Source organism: Alicyclobacillus acidocaldarius subsp. acidocaldarius Tc-4-1, from assembly GCF_000219875.1.
Classification (GTDB): domain Bacteria; phylum Bacillota; class Bacilli; order Alicyclobacillales; family Alicyclobacillaceae; genus Alicyclobacillus; species Alicyclobacillus acidocaldarius_A.
In genome coordinates this window covers 3,108,261-3,124,048 of record NC_017167.1, presented here as the reverse complement: position 1 = coordinate 3,124,048, position 15,788 = coordinate 3,108,261, and the positions used below count along the sequence as shown (strand labels likewise).

The following is a 15,788-nucleotide window of genomic DNA, read 5'->3' as shown; positions in this document are numbered from 1 at the left end:
CAGCACGCGGGAGTATGACGAACAATAGGAAGTCCGGGTTTTCATCGGTGTCACCTGTGGACTTGTGTAAAGTGAAAATCCACATGTGCAGAAGCTGTGGGAAACGTTGTCCACAGGTTGTGGATAAGGTTGTGGATGAAAGGGTTCCACAGGCTCGATTGTGGATAACGGATAGCGCAGATCATAGCAGGATCCTGCGCGTCGAGCAATGTCGAAAAAACGTCTTTCCACAGGATCCACCGATGTACATGCTGAACCGTCCACAGGCTGTTGACGTGTGGATAGGATGTGGATAAGCGGGAGGAAGACGTCGAGAGAAAGGGCGTGCGCGGCCAAATTGTCCACATGTGGACAGTGGAGAATTCGGACATTGACATGGTCAGGATCTTTCTGTATCGTAGCTACGTGTGTCCGCACGGGGGAGGTGTCTCGATGAAACCGACCTATCAACCGAACGTTCGCAAGCGGAAGAAGAACCACGGTTTCCGGAAGCGCATGGCGACGAAGGGCGGTCGCCGCGTGTTGGCGCGCCGTCGCGCGAAGGGCCGTAAGGTGCTGTCCGCGTGAGAAGGGCCACGGAAGTGGCCTTTTTTGTGAAGGGGTGGGTTGATACAGGGGTCATCGAGGAACTGGAGGGCGGACGTTGCAGAGTCAGCATCGGCTCAAAGACAGCCGGGATTTCCGGCGCGTGTTTCGGAAAGGCAAGTCGTTTGCGAGCGGAAGGCTCGTGTTGTATTATTGCGACAATCGGGTAGCTCGGGTTCGTGTCGGGTTTTCCATAAGCAGGAAGGTCGGAAAGGCAGTCGTCCGCAACCGCTTAAAGCGCCTCCTTCGGGCGATTTTTCAGCGTTGGTTGGACGAGCTTGGCGACCAGCCTCTCGACATCGTTGTGGTCTGCCGAGCAAACGCAGCAGACGCCGATTTTCACGATCTCGAGCGAGAGGTCGAGCGACTTCTCAAGAAGGCGAAATTGTTGCCGCAGGAAGCGGGAGATGAGCGTCCGTGAAGCGGCTTGTGATTGGTTTGATTCGATTTTACCAGCGATACATCTCGCCAGCCAAGCTGCCCACGTGCCGGTTCACGCCGACGTGTTCTGAGTACGCCGTCCAGGCCATCGCGCGGTTTGGCGTGGTCTATGGAGGTTGGCTCGCCGTCCGGCGGTTGGTCAAGTGTGGACCATGGCATCCGGGCGGTGTGGATGAGGTGCCGGAGGTCAGGTAGGGGGATGCGCGCTTGAACGGAAAGCAGAAAGCTAGCAGGAGATGGACCATCGCCCTCAGTCTGGCGGCCGCGGTGGCGCTGACAGGATGCGGTTTGTATCCCACGAAGCCGGGCGAATGGCCGAACAACGTATGGGGCTCGATCCTTCACGGCATCTCCGATTTGATGGATTATTTCGCCCATCTTTTCGGCAACGATTACGGGATCTCGATTCTGTTCATGGCGATTCTGGTCCGCTTGGTCGTGCTGCCGCTCTTCCTTCGCCAAATTCACTTTCAACGCGCGATGGTCAAGCTGCAGCCGGAGATCCAGAAGATCCGGACCAAGTACAAGTTCGACAACCAGAAGATGCAGGAAGAGCTGATGAAGCTTTATCAGGAGGCGGGCATGAACCCGCTCGCCGGCTGCTTCCCCATGCTGATTCAGCTCCCGTTTTTGTGGGCGTTTTACGGCGCCATCGTCGGCAACGTCGGCATGCGCCACAGCACCTTCCTCGGGATCTTCCCGCTGGGGCATTGGGACACGCATTATGTCCTGCCTGTGCTCGCGGCGCTTTCGACGCTCTTATCTTCGTGGCTGTCCATGCGAAGTCAGCCTGTTCAGCAGAAGTCGATGCTGTTCGTGTATCCTGTGATGATTTTCTTCTTCGCCTTCCGATTGCCTGGAGGACTGGTCCTGTACTGGATCTACACTAACCTCCTCGTCGCTCTTCAGGTGTACCTGTTCATCACCCTGCCCAACATGCGCGAACAGCGTGAGATGGCGCTTGCGGGCGGTGGGAAGTCGGCTAGGCGTACAACGGCTGACGTTCCTGCGAAGCAGGTATCGGCGAGCGGAACGAAGGCGAGCAACTCGTCCAAGGCGGCGGCCAACAAGGTGTCGTCCAGGAAGCAGGAATCGCGTGCGCCCGGCCAGAAATCCAGCAAAAAGTCTAGCGGGGCGAAAAAGACCACGGACGGATCGCGGGCGGATGGGTCCAGCGATGGCGCGGAGGCCAGTCGTGAAGGTCCGTCGCCCGAACTCGATGGCCCACAGGAGCCATAGCGGGACACGAGAGGCGCGAGCCGCGGTTTCATAAGGCCCACAGTGCGAAGGGTCGGAGGCTTAGGCGAGATGCGAAAAGTAGTGGCGACGGGCAAGACCATTGAAGAAGCGGTGATGTCGGCACTGGTGAGGCTCGGCGTGCCGAGATCGCAGGCGCAGGTGCGCGTCATTCGTGAACCCGCTCGTGGGTTTCTCGGATGGTTGGGCGGCCGGGAGGCAGAAGTCGAGGTGAGTGTCATCGAGACGCCTCTCGATGCTGCGAAGGAATTTCTGCGGACCACCATCTCGAAGATGGGTCTGGGGCAGGCCGTCATTGTCGCGGACGATGTCGACGAAGAAGGCCATGTGAAACTCTCCATCTCGGCGGACGATGAGGTGCTTCCCATCCTCATCGGCCGGCGCGGCGCGACGCTCGATGCGCTGCAGTATCTGGTGAACATCGTGGCGAATCGGGATGCTTCGGAGAAGATGAGATTCACGCTGGACGCGGCGGGCTATCGGGATCGTCGGTTGGAGTCGCTGAGGCGACTGGCGGAGGAGGCAGCGGACAAAGCCGTGCGCCTGGGCAGGCCGGTGACACTCGATCCGATGCCTCGCAAAGATCGCAAGTGGGTGCACGCCCATTTGCAGTCGAGAGGCGACGTCCTGACCCTGAGCGAAGGCCAGGAGCCTTATCGCCGGGTGAAGATCATTCCGAAGCGGCACGATTGGGCCTGATGAGGCGTGGAGGAGAACACGAGAAACAATGACCCCGCTCGAAGCAGTGGGGTTTTTGTGTAGGAAGGAGGGTGGAAGATGGCAGTTCAGGCTGTGCATCAGGAAGAGACCATCGCGGCCATCGCGACAGCGGTTGGGGAGGCAAGCGTGGCGATTGTCCGCGTGAGCGGGCGCGGCGCGCGCGAGGTCGGCGAGCGGCTCGTGCGGACGAAGCGCGGCCTTCCGGTCAAGCTGCGTGAGCGCGGGATGAAGTATGGGCAGGTGATTGATCCTAGGTCCGGCGAGGTGATTGACGAGGCCATCGTGCTGTGGATGCCGGGCCCGCACAGCTACACGGGAGAAGATGTGTTGGAATTGCAGGTGCACGGGGGTGCGTATGCGGTTGAGGCCGTGCTCGCCGCTTGCCTGGATGCTGGTGCACGGATGGCCGAACCGGGAGAGTTCACGAAGCGCGCATTTCTGAACGGGCGGATGGATCTGTCGCAGGCGGAGGCCGTGATCGATCTGATCCGCGCCAAAACGGCGTTTGCCGGCAAGCTGGCGGAGCGGCAGGTGCGCGGGCGGTTTGGCGAGGCGATTCGCGCGCTCAGGCGGAGGCTGTTGGAGCTCGAGGCGCACGTCGAGGTGACCATCGACTACCCGGAGCACGACGTGGAGGACGTGGCCTGCGATCACGTCGTGCGCGTGTGCGAAGGTCTGATGGGCGAAATCGACGGGCTCATCCGGTCGGCGGAGCTTGGGCGAGTGCTGCGGGACGGCGTGGCGACGGCCATCGTCGGCCGCCCGAACGTGGGCAAGTCGTCGCTGTTGAACGCGCTGGTGGAGCGGGATCGCGCCATTGTGACAGATCTGCCGGGGACGACGCGTGACGTGCTGGAGGAGTATATCAACCTGCGAGGCATACCGCTTAGGCTCATCGACACGGCCGGCATTCGCGAGACGGAAGACGTGGTGGAGCGAATCGGCGTGGCGAGATCGCGCCAGTCGATGCAGGAGGCGGAGATGGTGCTTCTGGTGTTGGACGGAAGTGAGCCGCCTTCGCCCGAGGATGAGGCCATTGCGCGCGAGTCGGACGGATCGCGCAGAATGGTGATCCTGAACAAGGTGGACCGCGGCCTGCATCCGGACGCGGTGCGGTTTGCGGACGAACTGGCGCCGGAAGGGGCCGTGCGTGTGTCGGCTCGTGAGGGCATCGGCCTGGATGAACTGCGGGACGCCATCGTCAACTGGATTCGGCGGGATTTGGCCCTCGATCTCGACGCGAGCTACATGGCGAACCACCGCCAAAAGCGGCTCTTGGAAGAGGCCAAGGAGGACCTGCGGACGGCGCGGGACGCGGCGCAGGCGGGGGCGACGTTAGATCTCGTGGCCGTGGCGCTTCAGTCGGCGTATGAGAAACTTGGAGAAACCATCGGGGAAGAGGCCGGGGAGGATCTGTTGAACGAAATCTTTTCCCGCTTTTGCCTGGGCAAATGATGGGAGGTGCATGGAGATGCGGTTTTTCGCCGGATCGTATGACGTGATCGTCATCGGGGGCGGCCACGCTGGATGTGAGGCGGCGCTCGCGGCAGCGCGCATGGGATGCAAGACGCTGCTTTTGACCATCAACCTGGATACGATTGCGTACATGCCCTGCAATCCGTCGATTGGCGGACCTGCGAAGGGCATCGTCGTGCGCGAAGTGGATGCGCTCGGCGGGCAGATGGGGAAGAACACGGACGCCACGTACATTCAGATGCGGATGCTGAACACCGGAAAGGGGCCGGCGGTGCAGGCGCTTCGGGCCCAGGCGGACAAGGCGTACTACGCGCTGAATATGAAGTGGACGCTTGAACGAACCGAAAACCTTCACCTGAAGCAGGGCCTGGTGGAGGAGTTGCTCGTGCGGAACGGTCGCATTTACGGCGTGGTCACGAAGAGCGGCCAGGAGTTTCACGCGCAGGCTGTGGTGCTCACCACCGGTACGTATCTGCGCGGTCGCATTTACATCGGCGAGGTGTCGTACGAAAGCGGGCCGAACGGCCAGATGCCGGCCATCCGCCTGTCGGATTGTCTCGTCGATCTCGGCTTCCGGTTGGTGCGGTTCAAGACCGGCACACCGCCTCGCATCAACAAAAACTCGATTGATTTCAGCAAACTCATCGCTCAGCCCGGCGATCCCGTTCCGCGCCACTTTTCTTTCGATCCCGACACACCGGTGCGCGATCAGGTGCCGTGCTGGCTGACTGGCACTACGGAGGAGACCCATCGCATCATCCTCGAGAATCTGCACCGGTCGCCGCTCTACAGCGGCGAAATCAAGGGGACGGGACCGCGCTACTGCCCGTCTATCGAGGACAAGGTTGTGCGCTTTCGCGATCGCGACACCCATCAGATCTTCCTCGAGCCGGAGGGCCCGCACACGTGCGAATGGTATGTGCAGGGGCTGTCGACGAGTCTCCCGGAGGACGTCCAGCTGAAGATTCTCCATTCCATCCCCGGCCTTGAGCGCGCGGAGATGCTGCGCCCCGGGTACGCCATCGAGTACGACGCGGTCGTTCCCACGCAGTTGTGGCCTACGCTCGAGACGAAGCTCGTGGAGGGGCTGTTTACCGCCGGTCAGTTGAACGGAACGTCCGGATACGAGGAGGCGGCGGGCCAGGGCATCATGGCCGGCATCAACGCCGCGAGAAAGGTCAAGGGCGAAGAACCCGTGGTCTTGTCGCGATCGGACGCGTACATCGGCGTGATGATCGACGATCTCGTGACGAAGGGAACCAACGAGCCGTATCGGCTGCTCACCTCTCGTGCGGAGCACAGGCTACTGCTTCGCCACGATAACGCCGATCTGCGGTTGACCGAGCTCGGGTATCGCATCGGCCTGGTGTCGGAGCGGGCGTACAGCCGGGTGATGCGGAAAAAGGAGGGCATTCAGGCGGAATTGGCGCGCCTGTCGCGGGTGAAGGTGAAGCCGCAGGAGGTGAACGAGCGGCTCGCCGAGTGGGGATCGCAGCCCATCGATTCCGGCATGAGCCTCGCGCAACTGCTGAAGCGGCCCGAGTTGTCTTACGATCAGATTCGCGCCATCGACCCGACGGGCGGCGTCGAAATCGACCCCGAGGTGCGGGAACAGGTCGAGATCGAGATCAAGTACGCCGGCTACATTCGGAAGCAGAACGAACTCATCGAGCGCCAGAAGCGACTCGAAGGGCGAAAACTGCCGGAGGACCTCGACTATATGCAAATGACTGGGCTTGCGATGGAAGCGAGAGAGAAACTGTCGCGCATCCGTCCGCGCACGGTCGGACAGGCCGCGCGAATTCCGGGCGTGACCCCCGCGGACATTTCCATTCTGCTCGTGTACCTCGATGCGCAGGAGAGGCGCGCGGCCCATGCGTGACGTGATCGAGCAAATGGGCGCCTGGGGGGCTCCCGTGACCGACGAGATGGAGGGTCAATTGCGGCGGTACGGCGAGTTGTTGGCGGAGTGGAACGAGCGGCTGAATCTCACGGCCATTGTCGAAGCGCGCGAGATGTGGATCAAGCACTTTCTCGACAGCGCGGCCATCGCGCAGGTGCCTGCGTGGCGCGAGATCACCGGGCGAGGCGGCCGCGTCATCGACATCGGCAGCGGCGCGGGGATTCCGGGTATTCCCCTGGCAATAACGTGGCGGAATGTGTCGTTTGTGCTGTGCGACGCTTCTCGAAAGCGCGTGCAATTTGTGGAGCGTGTCATCGGCGATCTCGGCCTTTCGAATGTGAGGGCCTTGCACGCGCGCATGGAGGAGCTGGGGCGGCAGCCCGGGATGCGCGGCTCCTTTGACGCTGCGGTGGCGAGGGCCGTGGCGAAATCGAATGTGTTGCTGGAGTATGCGGCGCCGATGCTCAAGCTCGGTGGCCGAGCGTTTTTGTACAAGGGTCCGTCGTACCATGGGGACGAGGAGGAAGACGCTGCGCGCGCAGCGCGTGTGCTCGGCGCAAGCCCAGACGGCGTGATTGCGTATCGGCTGCTGGACGACCAGGGCGATCGCGTCATTGCCGTCTTTCGGCAAGCGGAGCCGTGCCCGATGCGGTACCCAAGAAAGCCCGGAACACCTTCCCGGCAACCGTTGTAGGGACCTGAACGTGTCGAATCCAGTTCGGAAGATACGATCTTTGTAAATTCATGAGAAGTTTTGTCGAAGAGCAGGAATACGGGCACGCCTTGGTGAATTCGACATTGAGTGTCGATCCTCGTGTGTTCATGAATAGAGGGGTCTAAGATGAGGGAAACGTGGGGACGATTCATCAGCTTCCGCGACGCTGGACACGCGCAGACGCAGGTCGTGGATATTCCGGTGGAACGCATTGTCCCGAATCCATATCAGCCCCGAGCGATTTTTCATCAGGAATCGATTGAAGAACTGGCGAAGACGATTCACACCCACGGCGTCATTCAGCCCGTGGTGGTGCGCAAGAAAGGCGATGTGTACGAACTCATCGCTGGTGAACGGCGGCTGCGTGCAGTGCGCCATCTGGGATGGACGACCATCCCAGCCATCGTGCGGGATCTGAACGATGCGCAGACAGCGTCGGCAGCGCTGATTGAAAATCTCCAGCGAGAGGGACTGACGCCGATTGAGGAGGCCGTTGCGTATCAGCAGCTGATGGAGTTACACGGGCTGACGCAGGAAAGTTTGGCCCAACGGCTAGGCAAGGGTCAATCCACCATCGCGAACAAGTTGAGGTTGCTCCATCTGCCGCAGGCTGTGCAAGACGCGTTGCTCACGCGACAGATCACAGAGCGCCACGCTCGTGCGCTTTTGGCCCTGCCCTCGGAGGAACTCCAGATTGAACTCTTGAACGAGTGCATCGAAAAGGGCTGGAATGTCAAGCAGATGGAAGAGAGGGTCAAGGCGAAGCTCGAGTCCCTAGGCTCGGCGGTCGAACGCCGGAGAAAGCCAAGGAAGCGGGGCTTGTCCAAGGATGTGCGCCTGGCCGTGAACACCATCCGTCAGTCCTTGCAGATGATTGAGCAGACGGGTCTGCAGGTGGTTTGTGAAGAGGTGGACGACGAAGAGTACTATCAGTTCACGATTCGCGTGCCCAAAAAGTCCTCGGGAGACAAGGGGGCCATGGAAGAGCACCGAGAAGCAAGATCTTCGTGAACGCACAGATGAAAGAGGGCTGCGTAAGGTGGAAGGCGATCCGCAGAGAGAGGAAGCGGCCAAGGGGCCGCTTCCGCGTTTTTTCCCGCGATGAAGGGATCCGCACAACGTTGAAGCGGAAATCCCCGAGGTTTTGCAGTAGAATGAGAGGAGTTGAGACATGATCTACAGTATCTAGGGAATTTCGTTCGAGTTTGAAGGAGGACTTGTCGTGTCCAGCGCCCGCGTGATCGCCATCGCCAATCAAAAAGGTGGCGTGGGGAAGACGACAACCGCGGTGAATCTCGGGGCTTGTCTGGCGACGTTGGGCAAACGCGTCCTGCTGATCGATATCGATCCGCAGGGAAATACCACGTCAGGGGTCGGGATCAACAAGGCCGACGTGAAGTACTGTGTCTACGACGTGATTATCAACGACGTGAATATCGCGGATGCCATTATGCCGTCAGGCCTCGACAATTTGGACGTGCTTCCAGCCACGATTCAATTGGCGGGTGCCGAGATCGAGTTGGTTCCGACCATCTCGCGAGAAGTCAGGCTGCGGAGAGCCATTCAGGGCATGCGGAGTCGATATGACTACATCGTCATCGATTGCCCGCCTTCGCTGGGCCTGTTGACCGTGAACGCGTTGACGGCGGCTGACTCGGTCATGATTCCCATCCAGTGCGAGTATTACGCGTTGGAAGGCCTTAGTCAGTTGCTGAACACGGTGCGGCTCGTACAAAAGCACCTAAACACGTCGCTCGAGGTGGAGGGAGTGGTGCTGACCATGTTGGACGCGCGCACCAACCTGGGTTTGCAGGTCATCGAGGACGTGAAAAAATTCTTTCGAGACAAGGTGTACAAGACCATTATTCCGCGCAATGTTCGCTTGAGTGAGGCCCCGAGTCACGGTAGGCCCATCATTCACTATGATCCGAAATCGCGCGGCGCCGAGTCGTATATGGAGCTCGCGAAGGAAGTGATCGCGCGTGGCTAAACGTGGTCTGGGCCGTGGTTTGGACGCCTTGATCCCGCAGCTCAACGTCTCGGACGAAGATCAGATTGTGCAGATTGATATTCGGGATCTTCGGCCGAATCCGTATCAGCCGCGGCGAACGTTTAATGAAGAGAAATTGCAGGAGTTGTGTGACTCGATTCGAGAACATGGGATTCTTCAACCCCTGATTGTCCGGCGGAGCCAGGTGAAAGGATTCGATATCGTCGCTGGCGAGCGGCGATACCGGGCTGCCAAAATGGCGGGGCTGCAGGTCGTGCCGGCGGTGGTTCGGGACCTGAGCGATGTCCTGCTGATGGAAATTGCCCTGATTGAGAATTTGCAACGCGAAGATCTCAATCCCATCGAGATCGCGGATGCGTACGCCAAGCTGATCGAGAAATGCCACTTGACGCAGGATGAGCTCGCCAAGCGGGTGGGACAGAGTCGAAGTCACATCACGAACATGTTGAGATTGCTCCAGCTTCCGGCTCAAATTCAGGACATGGTTTCACGTGGAACATTGACGATGGGCCACGCGCGTGCACTGCTCTCAGTGGAAAATGAAGAGGATCAGCTTCGGCTGGCGGAGCAGACGGTGAAGGAAGCATGGAGCGTGCGAAAGTTGGAGATGGTCATCTACCAGCCGAAAAAGGTTTCACGTGAAACCGACAAACCCTCGCTTCCGACCGAATACCGGCGCTATCAAGAACAGGTTCAAGCCTATTTGGGCACCTCGGTGCGCATTCAGCCGGGCAAAAAGCGGGGGAAGATCGAGATCGACTATTATTCGGAGGATGATCTGCGGCGCATCATGGACCTCATGTTGGCGCACGCTCCATGAGGAATGGCTCACCATGTTGTGCCGCGAGGTGACTCCATGTTTCTAATTGGTACGATTGTCGACGTCATCGCGATTGTAGTGGGAACAGCGATTGGATACATGCTGCCCCGTATTCCCGATCGGATGCGCGAAACCGTAACGATCGGCGTGGCGCTGTGCGTCATCGCCATTGGACTCAGCATGGCGCTCAGCGATATGAATGACATCGTTCTCATCATCTTTTCCGTGGTGATGGGCGCGGTGACAGGCGAACTTCTTCAAATCGAGATGCGGTTGGATCGCGTGGCTCATCAGTTGGAAGACCGTTTCCGCCGGCTGTATCGAGGTCCCATCGCGCAGGGTTTTATTTCTGCAACACTCCTGTTCTGTGTCGGATCCATGTCCATCGTGGGCGCAGTGCAAGACGGGTTGCAGGGCGATCATAAGACGCTCTTCGCAAAGTCCGTGCTTGATGGATTCTCCGCAGTGGTGCTGACCTCAACGTTGGGACCAGGCGTCGGACTTGCTGCAATACCGGTTCTGGTGTACCAAGGTCTGATTGCACTCATCTCCCATTGGTTCGGAAGTTTCTTGGACACGCCGTTGGTCATTGAACCGATTACGGCGGCAGGGGGTCTTCTGATTGTCGCCATTGGGATCCAACTCGCGGGACTGCGCAGAATCTCAGTTCCCAATCTATTACCCGCTATCGTCATTGCGCCCATGGTCAAGGTGGTGATTCACGCCATTTCGCACATGTGAACGTCGTCCAGCCATTGGCATGTGATGCGGATTCGCGAACTCGCCATACTACCGACCATCACTGCGTGCGGATCGTGTCAGACAGTCGTTTCAGAAGGGGCGAATGGCCATGGGGCTTTCTATTCTTCAGCCTTATGCGCTGGACATCGCGCTGTTCAGCGGCATTGTGGCGATCATCTGTCTCGTCATCGCGTCTGTCGCTTTGTCGCGCTCCGCGCGCTTGAAGCGGAAGTTCAACCGGTTGAAAGAGGTCACGAGCGCAGCGGATCTCGAGCGGGTGTTCGAAGAAACCAAAGACGCAGTTCGCAAACTCGAAATGAAACTGCGCGAAGCTGAAGAGCATCTCCGTGAGATAGAAGAAGCGCTTCAGTCCAAAGTCTCGACGCCCGCCATCCTGCGCTACAACGCCTTCGCTGAGGTGGGTAGCGACCTGAGCTACTCGGTCGCGCTCATCGACGGAAAGGGCGACGGCGTTGTGATTACCTCGATTTATGGAAGAGAGGACTCCGTCACGTATGGCAAGCCGGTGCAGGGCGGGGATTCCCCGTATATGCTGACGGAGGAGGAGCGAGCGGTGATCGAGGAAGCCCTTCACGGGGCGCCTCGACAGCGAACCACAGCTCAGATTTCCTGAAAGGCCCTAGGGGATGTGAGGACGGACGATTCCATCACATCCCCAATTTCATGGCGGGATGTCGCTCGTACCAGCGTATCAGGCTCGCAGTCAGGGCTTCCGCTACGATATCGGCCATTCGCATCACGATGGCGAGTCGCGTATTCTGCAGCACAAAGTACTCCATAAAGCCCGAGACGTTCACGACGCCCGTGATGCACAAATCGCCAAACTCCGGAAGAACCTTCTTGACGCCAGCACCAGGGCGCAACGGCCCAACATCGACGGCAATCTGACCGACGTGATCAAACTTTCCCAGACATGCGTCAACGGCGATCACGAACGGCTTGACCGGATACCAGTCGTCGATTCTCTGCAGCGTCGCCTGCAGGTTGACGGCGTGAACGGGCTCATCCAGCGTGCCCAGGACATGCACACCCGCCAGCTTGACGCTGCGCGTCAACCGGGATCCGACGATGGGGCCGAATGCGTCTCCTGTTGAACGATCCGTCCCCACACAAACGATGACCATGGGCAGTCTACCGTATTGTGCGAACGCCGCATCGAGTTGGTGCTCAAGGGTGGACACCGCATCCGGGCTTTCCATCGAAACGCGCCCGCCGAAGTGCTGAGCGCTCTGCAAAGAAGCGTCTGTGGACAGGCGATTCACCCGATTTCCCCCTCACACGGAATATTCCCAGTATACGTTTGCGTATCATCGACTATACCTGTCCTGACAGGTCGCGAAGTAGAAGCGCGGGGGGAGCGTATGGTCGATCTCGTCCTATTGGCGGGGGCTTCGTGGATCGCCTTTTGGATCGGGGTGCAACCGGCGGAAGTCGCCCTGCTGTACACGGCAGGTTTCTACGCCAGCACGTATGTCGCCACACAGGTGGCGCCCTGGGTCGTACTCCATCTCTCCATCACCGAACCGGTTCTGGCGTGGATGACGCAACACGTGAGGGCAGAGGTCCCTGTGTTCGGGCCGGGCTCGCTTCACCGCGCGATCCCGGCTGCGCAGCCTGAATGGATGGCCCTCCACGCGCTGGACTGGATCACGGCTCTCTTCCTCGGAACAGCGGTGTGGTGCGCGTTTGTGGGTGTCCATCGATTCCTGCAAGTGATGCTCGACGAAGAGCAACCGCCGAAGATGGGTTGGTTCTCTCGGCTGATGAGTGGCGCGTTCGGCGTGTCGGCAGGGATGTGGGCCATGCTCCAAGCTGCGCCCGCGCTCGCCATCTTTCTCAACCTCTTTGGCCGTCCTCAGCCGCTCGAATCGGATCCTCTTCTTGACCTCATGCTTCGCGGTGTTCAGGTCCTACCCGTGTTTCGAACTATGATATGATGGGACATCATGAGACGGGCTGGGAGGGTGAGCGGTGACACTTTGGGCTGACCTTCGACAAAAGGCGCTTTCCGACATCCCGAGTCTCGAGGTAGTGATTTGGGACGCCATCCGGATCGCCATCTTCTTCGCCCTGGCGCAATTCCTGATACGCGTCGGTGTTCGCATCACGCGGCGCATGTTGTCTCTTCACGCCAGGATGGACGAGCGCCGGCGAAAGACGCTTGAATCGCTGTTCACGAACGTCATCCGGTACACGGTATACTTTGTGTTGGTGGTCGAAATTCTGTCGCTCTTCCACGTCAACGTGTCCGCCATCCTTGCGAGCGCGGGCATTGTCGGCGTAGCCGTCGGATTTGGAGCGCAGAGCTTGGTGAAAGATCTGATTTCGGGTCTTTTTATCCTGTTCGAAGACCAGTATGGTGTCGGAGACATCGTGCAGATCAACGGGTTCAAGGGCACGGTGATTTCCATCGGCATCCGTCTCACCAGGATCCAGGCGTGGACCGGCGAGGTTCAGGTCATTCCCAACGGTCAAATCACCAGCGTGACCAACTACTCGCGTACGCATTCGACGGCCGTGATCGACGTCACCGTTCCCTACGATGTGGACGTGGATCTCGTGAAATCCATCATGCAACGCGTGCTTCTCGGGCTCCAAGAGGAACGCCCCGACGTCGTGACGGGACCGGTTGAAGTCCTCGGCGTGCAGGATGTCTCCAACACGAATCTCGTCATCCGGGCCACTGCGGTGTGCGCTCCCACCAAAAACGGCGAGATTGAGCGCGAGGCGCACGAGCGCATCAAGGAAGAATTGGACCGTGCGCTCCACGAGAACGAGGAAGCGCAAGGAACAACGGGCGGCGAGCTTGCTGCAGAGTAACGATGGGGAGGCGATCGCGTGCAGGTCTCGTTTGGGCTTGGCGACATCGTCCGGATGAAAAAACCGCACGCGTGTGGCGAAAACCGCTGGGAAATCATCCGCATGGGGATGGATATCCGCATCAAGTGCCAGCGCTGCGGCCACAGTGTCCTGATTCCGCGATCGCGCTTTGAACGGCTGATTCGTGCGGTTTTGGAGAGGAGAGGAACGGTCGATGAAGGTCAAGACGGCGTGTCCGATTGACTGTTACGATGCCTGTGCGTTCGTGGCCGAGGTCGGGGAAGACGGGGAGATTCGCTTGAGCGGGAACCCCGAGCATCCCATTACGCGCGGCACCATCTGCAACCGCGGGCGGCAACTCGCGGTTCGGCGGAACAGCCGCGATCGCGTGCTCTATCCCTTGAAGCGCGAAGGAGATGAATGGGTCCGCATCTCGTGGGAGCAGGCGATGCGCGAGATTGCCCAAGAGGTTCGGCGGACGCTCGAAGAGGTGGGGCATCACGGGATTTTGCATTACTACGACTGGGGATCTGGCGGGCTGCTCAAGTCCTTGAACCAGCGCTTCTTCTACGGGCTCGGAGGCTGCTCGGAAGCCATCGGCAGCCTGTGTTGGGACGCGGGCATCCGGGCTCAGACGTACGATTTCGGGCAGGCCAATAGCCATGCGCCCGAAGACATGGCCCAACATGCGCAGGCCATCGTGGTGTGGGGCCGCAACGTGGCGAATACCAACGTGCACATGATCCCGTTCATTCGCGAGGCACAGGCGCGAGGCGCCAAGCTCGTGGTCATCAGCGCGCTGCCGCAGGATTTGGCGCGGCGCGCCGACAAAGTCCTCTATCCTCGCCCGGGCACGGATGGCCTGTTGGCCTTAGCGGCGCTTCGCATCTGCCGCGACGAGGGCTGGCTTGATCACGCGTTCTTGCGCGATCGCGCCGTTGGATGGGAGGACCTGGCTTCGGATTTGGACCGGTACGATCTCGACGAAGTGGCGCGATGGACGGATGTGCCTATCGAGGAGATTCGTTTTCTGGCGGAGCTGTACGGGAAGACGAGGCCCGTCTGCACGCTGCTCGGCATTGGCATGCAGCGATACGCGCAGGGGGGACAGACCATACGCGCCATTGACGCGCTCGCCGCAGCCACGGGCCAGGTCGGCGTTCCGGGGGGCGGTGTGAACTACGCGCAGCGGCAACTGGGCCGGTTTTATGACGAGGAAGCCATCACGAATCGCCGCGGGGCGAATGTCCGCGAGATGCTGCGCCCCACGCTGGCCGCGGATTTGCTTGCGGCCGATCCGCCCATCCAGGTCATGTTTGTCACGCGCAGCAACCCAGTTGCGCAGGTCCCGGACAGTGGCCGTCTGCGTGGGGCCTTGGGCCGGGTTCGCTGCAAAGTCGTGATCGACACGTTCATGACGGCCACGGCGGAATGCGCGGATTACGTACTGCCGTGCACCAACGTGCTCGAGGAAGAGGACGTCGTGTACACCACCATGTGGCACGACTGTGTCAGCTACGCTCGGCCGGTGGTACCGCCTCGCGGAGAGGCCAGGCCCGAATGGCAAATCTTTCGCGATCTCGCCGTCGCTCTCGAGCGACCAGAGATCATGGAGGGTGACGTGGATACGTGGATTCGCCAAGCGCTCAGGCGTTGGCCGGAGGGCAAGCTGCAGGAACTCCGTGAGCGCGGTTTTGTCCGGCTCGGAGTTCCGAGTGTACCTTGGCAGGACGGGCGATTCCTCACGCCGAGCGGCAAGTTTGAGTTTGCCTCGTCCCTGGCGGTGAAAGATGGCCATTCGGCCGTCGCGCGCATCGATGTGGGGAGGTTTCCGCAGGACGCCGACTTGCCGTACACGCTGCTGACTGTGCACCCGCGGAAGTGGCAGATGTCGCAGCGCGACACACTTCCGGAGGCGAAGGGACCGTATCCCATCGCGGAACTAGGTTGGGAAGTCGCCGCTGAGCGAGGAATCCAGGATGGAGACTGGGTAAGGGTGCGAAACAAGAAGGCGAGCGTGATTGCGCGAGCCCGCGTTCAGACCGAGGGTCACCCGCGCGTGGTGCGGATGGAGATTGGCTGGCACGGCCAGGGCGTGACCTTGAACGACTTCACGTCGGATGGCTTGGCCGACTTCGGCATTCAAGCGGCGCTGTATGACTGCCTGTGCGACGTGGAGAAGGTCGCTTTCGCTCCCGATGAAAACGCGAGAGCGTCCGGGAAGGAAGCTCTCGCACATCAGGTCTGATATGAATGCGCGGGTGTGTCATGGATTCGG

At 60.0% G+C, this 15,788-nt stretch carries 18 protein-coding genes; 17 read left to right on the top strand and 1 reads right to left on the bottom strand.

The window, feature by feature from the left end:
- Positions 1 to 432 precede the first annotated feature (432 nt).
- The 13 genes from rpmH (at position 433) to TC41_RS15240 (ending at position 11,303) form a co-directional block, all read left to right on the top strand.
- Positions 433 to 567, top strand: a complete 135-nt coding sequence (rpmH, locus tag TC41_RS15300) for a 50S ribosomal protein L34 (RefSeq protein ID WP_012812152.1) — start codon at positions 433 to 435, stop codon at positions 565 to 567.
- Positions 568 to 643: 76 nt separating this feature from the next.
- Positions 644 to 1,006 carry a ribonuclease P protein component gene (gene rnpA, locus TC41_RS15295; protein WP_014465982.1) on the top strand — a complete coding sequence of 121 codons (363 nt, stop codon included), beginning with the start codon at positions 644 to 646 and terminating at the stop codon, positions 1,004 to 1,006.
- A complete protein-coding gene (gene yidD, locus TC41_RS15290) occupies positions 1,003 to 1,221 on the top strand; it encodes a membrane protein insertion efficiency factor YidD (RefSeq protein WP_014465981.1) in 219 nt (72 codons plus the stop codon). Before rnpA ends, yidD begins: the two co-directional genes overlap by 4 nt.
- A gap of 12 nt (positions 1,222 to 1,233) precedes the next feature.
- Entirely contained in the window at positions 1,234 to 2,265 is a 1,032-nt protein-coding gene (locus TC41_RS15285; protein ID WP_041695571.1) for a YidC/Oxa1 family membrane protein insertase, read from the top strand.
- Positions 2,266 to 2,334: 69 nt separating this feature from the next.
- Positions 2,335 to 2,982, top strand: a complete 648-nt coding sequence (gene jag / locus TC41_RS15280; protein WP_041695570.1) for an RNA-binding cell elongation regulator Jag/EloR — start codon at positions 2,335 to 2,337, stop codon at positions 2,980 to 2,982.
- Between the two features lie 78 nt (positions 2,983 to 3,060).
- On the top strand, positions 3,061 to 4,458 hold the full coding sequence (mnmE, locus tag TC41_RS15275; protein ID WP_014465978.1) for a tRNA uridine-5-carboxymethylaminomethyl(34) synthesis GTPase MnmE: 1,398 nt from the start codon (positions 3,061 to 3,063) through the stop codon (positions 4,456 to 4,458).
- Between the two features lie 16 nt (positions 4,459 to 4,474).
- Positions 4,475 to 6,361 (top strand): tRNA uridine-5-carboxymethylaminomethyl(34) synthesis enzyme MnmG, encoded by a 1,887-nt coding sequence (mnmG, locus tag TC41_RS15270; RefSeq protein WP_041695569.1) that lies wholly within the window; start codon positions 4,475 to 4,477, stop codon positions 6,359 to 6,361.
- Positions 6,354 to 7,076, top strand: a complete 723-nt coding sequence (gene rsmG, locus TC41_RS15265) for a 16S rRNA (guanine(527)-N(7))-methyltransferase RsmG (RefSeq protein WP_014465976.1) — start codon at positions 6,354 to 6,356, stop codon at positions 7,074 to 7,076. The genes mnmG and rsmG overlap by 8 nt, the downstream gene beginning before the upstream one ends.
- A 147-nt stretch (positions 7,077 to 7,223) precedes the next feature.
- Positions 7,224 to 8,108, top strand: coding sequence for a nucleoid occlusion protein (gene noc / locus TC41_RS15260; RefSeq protein WP_014465975.1), 885 nt, complete (start codon positions 7,224 to 7,226; stop codon positions 8,106 to 8,108).
- Between the two features lie 211 nt (positions 8,109 to 8,319).
- Entirely contained in the window at positions 8,320 to 9,087 is a 768-nt protein-coding gene (locus tag TC41_RS15255; protein ID WP_012812143.1) for a ParA family protein, read from the top strand.
- Positions 9,080 to 9,928 carry a ParB/RepB/Spo0J family partition protein gene (locus TC41_RS15250; protein ID WP_041695568.1) on the top strand — a complete coding sequence of 283 codons (849 nt, stop codon included), beginning with the start codon at positions 9,080 to 9,082 and terminating at the stop codon, positions 9,926 to 9,928. Before TC41_RS15255 ends, TC41_RS15250 begins: the two co-directional genes overlap by 8 nt.
- 3 nt (positions 9,929 to 9,931) lie before the next feature.
- Positions 9,932 to 10,669: a DUF554 domain-containing protein gene (locus tag TC41_RS15245; protein ID WP_237699982.1), complete on the top strand. Its 738-nt coding sequence runs from the start codon at positions 9,932 to 9,934 to the stop codon at positions 10,667 to 10,669.
- Between the two features lie 109 nt (positions 10,670 to 10,778).
- Positions 10,779 to 11,303 carry a DUF4446 family protein gene (locus TC41_RS15240; protein WP_041695979.1) on the top strand — a complete coding sequence of 175 codons (525 nt, stop codon included), beginning with the start codon at positions 10,779 to 10,781 and terminating at the stop codon, positions 11,301 to 11,303.
- 34 nt (positions 11,304 to 11,337) lie between these two features.
- Here TC41_RS15240 and yyaC read toward each other — a convergent pair whose 3' ends face one another.
- Positions 11,338 to 11,952, bottom strand: coding sequence for a spore protease YyaC (gene yyaC, locus TC41_RS15235; protein WP_014465971.1), 615 nt, complete (start codon positions 11,950 to 11,952; stop codon positions 11,338 to 11,340).
- Between the two features lie 99 nt (positions 11,953 to 12,051).
- Between yyaC and TC41_RS15230 the strand changes: the two genes are divergently transcribed.
- From TC41_RS15230 to TC41_RS15215, 4 genes are read left to right on the top strand one after another with little or no spacing between them, the layout of a single operon-like run.
- A complete protein-coding gene (locus TC41_RS15230; protein ID WP_014465970.1) occupies positions 12,052 to 12,627 on the top strand; it encodes a hypothetical protein in 576 nt (191 codons plus the stop codon).
- 34 nt (positions 12,628 to 12,661) lie between these two features.
- On the top strand, positions 12,662 to 13,510 hold the full coding sequence (locus tag TC41_RS15225) for a mechanosensitive ion channel family protein (protein ID WP_014465969.1): 849 nt from the start codon (positions 12,662 to 12,664) through the stop codon (positions 13,508 to 13,510).
- Between the two features lie 18 nt (positions 13,511 to 13,528).
- Entirely contained in the window at positions 13,529 to 13,753 is a 225-nt protein-coding gene (locus tag TC41_RS15220) for a DUF951 domain-containing protein (RefSeq protein WP_014465968.1), read from the top strand.
- On the top strand, positions 13,725 to 15,758 hold the full coding sequence (locus TC41_RS15215) for a molybdopterin-containing oxidoreductase family protein (RefSeq protein ID WP_014465967.1): 2,034 nt from the start codon (positions 13,725 to 13,727) through the stop codon (positions 15,756 to 15,758). Before TC41_RS15220 ends, TC41_RS15215 begins: the two co-directional genes overlap by 29 nt.
- Positions 15,759 to 15,788: the final 30 nt, after the last annotated feature.

Coding starts and splice junctions, on each gene's coding strand:
- TC41_RS15240 (WP_041695979.1), top strand. CDS start 10,779: ATGGGGCTTTCTATTCTTCAGCCTTATGCGCTGGACATCGCGCTGTTC.
- mnmE (WP_014465978.1), top strand. CDS start 3,061: ATGGCAGTTCAGGCTGTGCATCAGGAAGAGACCATCGCGGCCATCGCG.
- jag (WP_041695570.1), top strand. CDS start 2,335: ATGCGAAAAGTAGTGGCGACGGGCAAGACCATTGAAGAAGCGGTGATG.
- TC41_RS15230 (WP_014465970.1), top strand. CDS start 12,052: ATGGTCGATCTCGTCCTATTGGCGGGGGCTTCGTGGATCGCCTTTTGG.
- rsmG (WP_014465976.1), top strand. CDS start 6,354: ATGCGTGACGTGATCGAGCAAATGGGCGCCTGGGGGGCTCCCGTGACC.
- TC41_RS15215 (WP_014465967.1), top strand. CDS start 13,725: ATGAAGGTCAAGACGGCGTGTCCGATTGACTGTTACGATGCCTGTGCG.
- rpmH (WP_012812152.1), top strand. CDS start 433: ATGAAACCGACCTATCAACCGAACGTTCGCAAGCGGAAGAAGAACCAC.
- TC41_RS15245 (WP_237699982.1), top strand. CDS start 9,932: ATGGCTCACCATGTTGTGCCGCGAGGTGACTCCATGTTTCTAATTGGT.
- mnmG (WP_041695569.1), top strand. CDS start 4,475: ATGCGGTTTTTCGCCGGATCGTATGACGTGATCGTCATCGGGGGCGGC.
- noc (WP_014465975.1), top strand. CDS start 7,224: ATGAGGGAAACGTGGGGACGATTCATCAGCTTCCGCGACGCTGGACAC.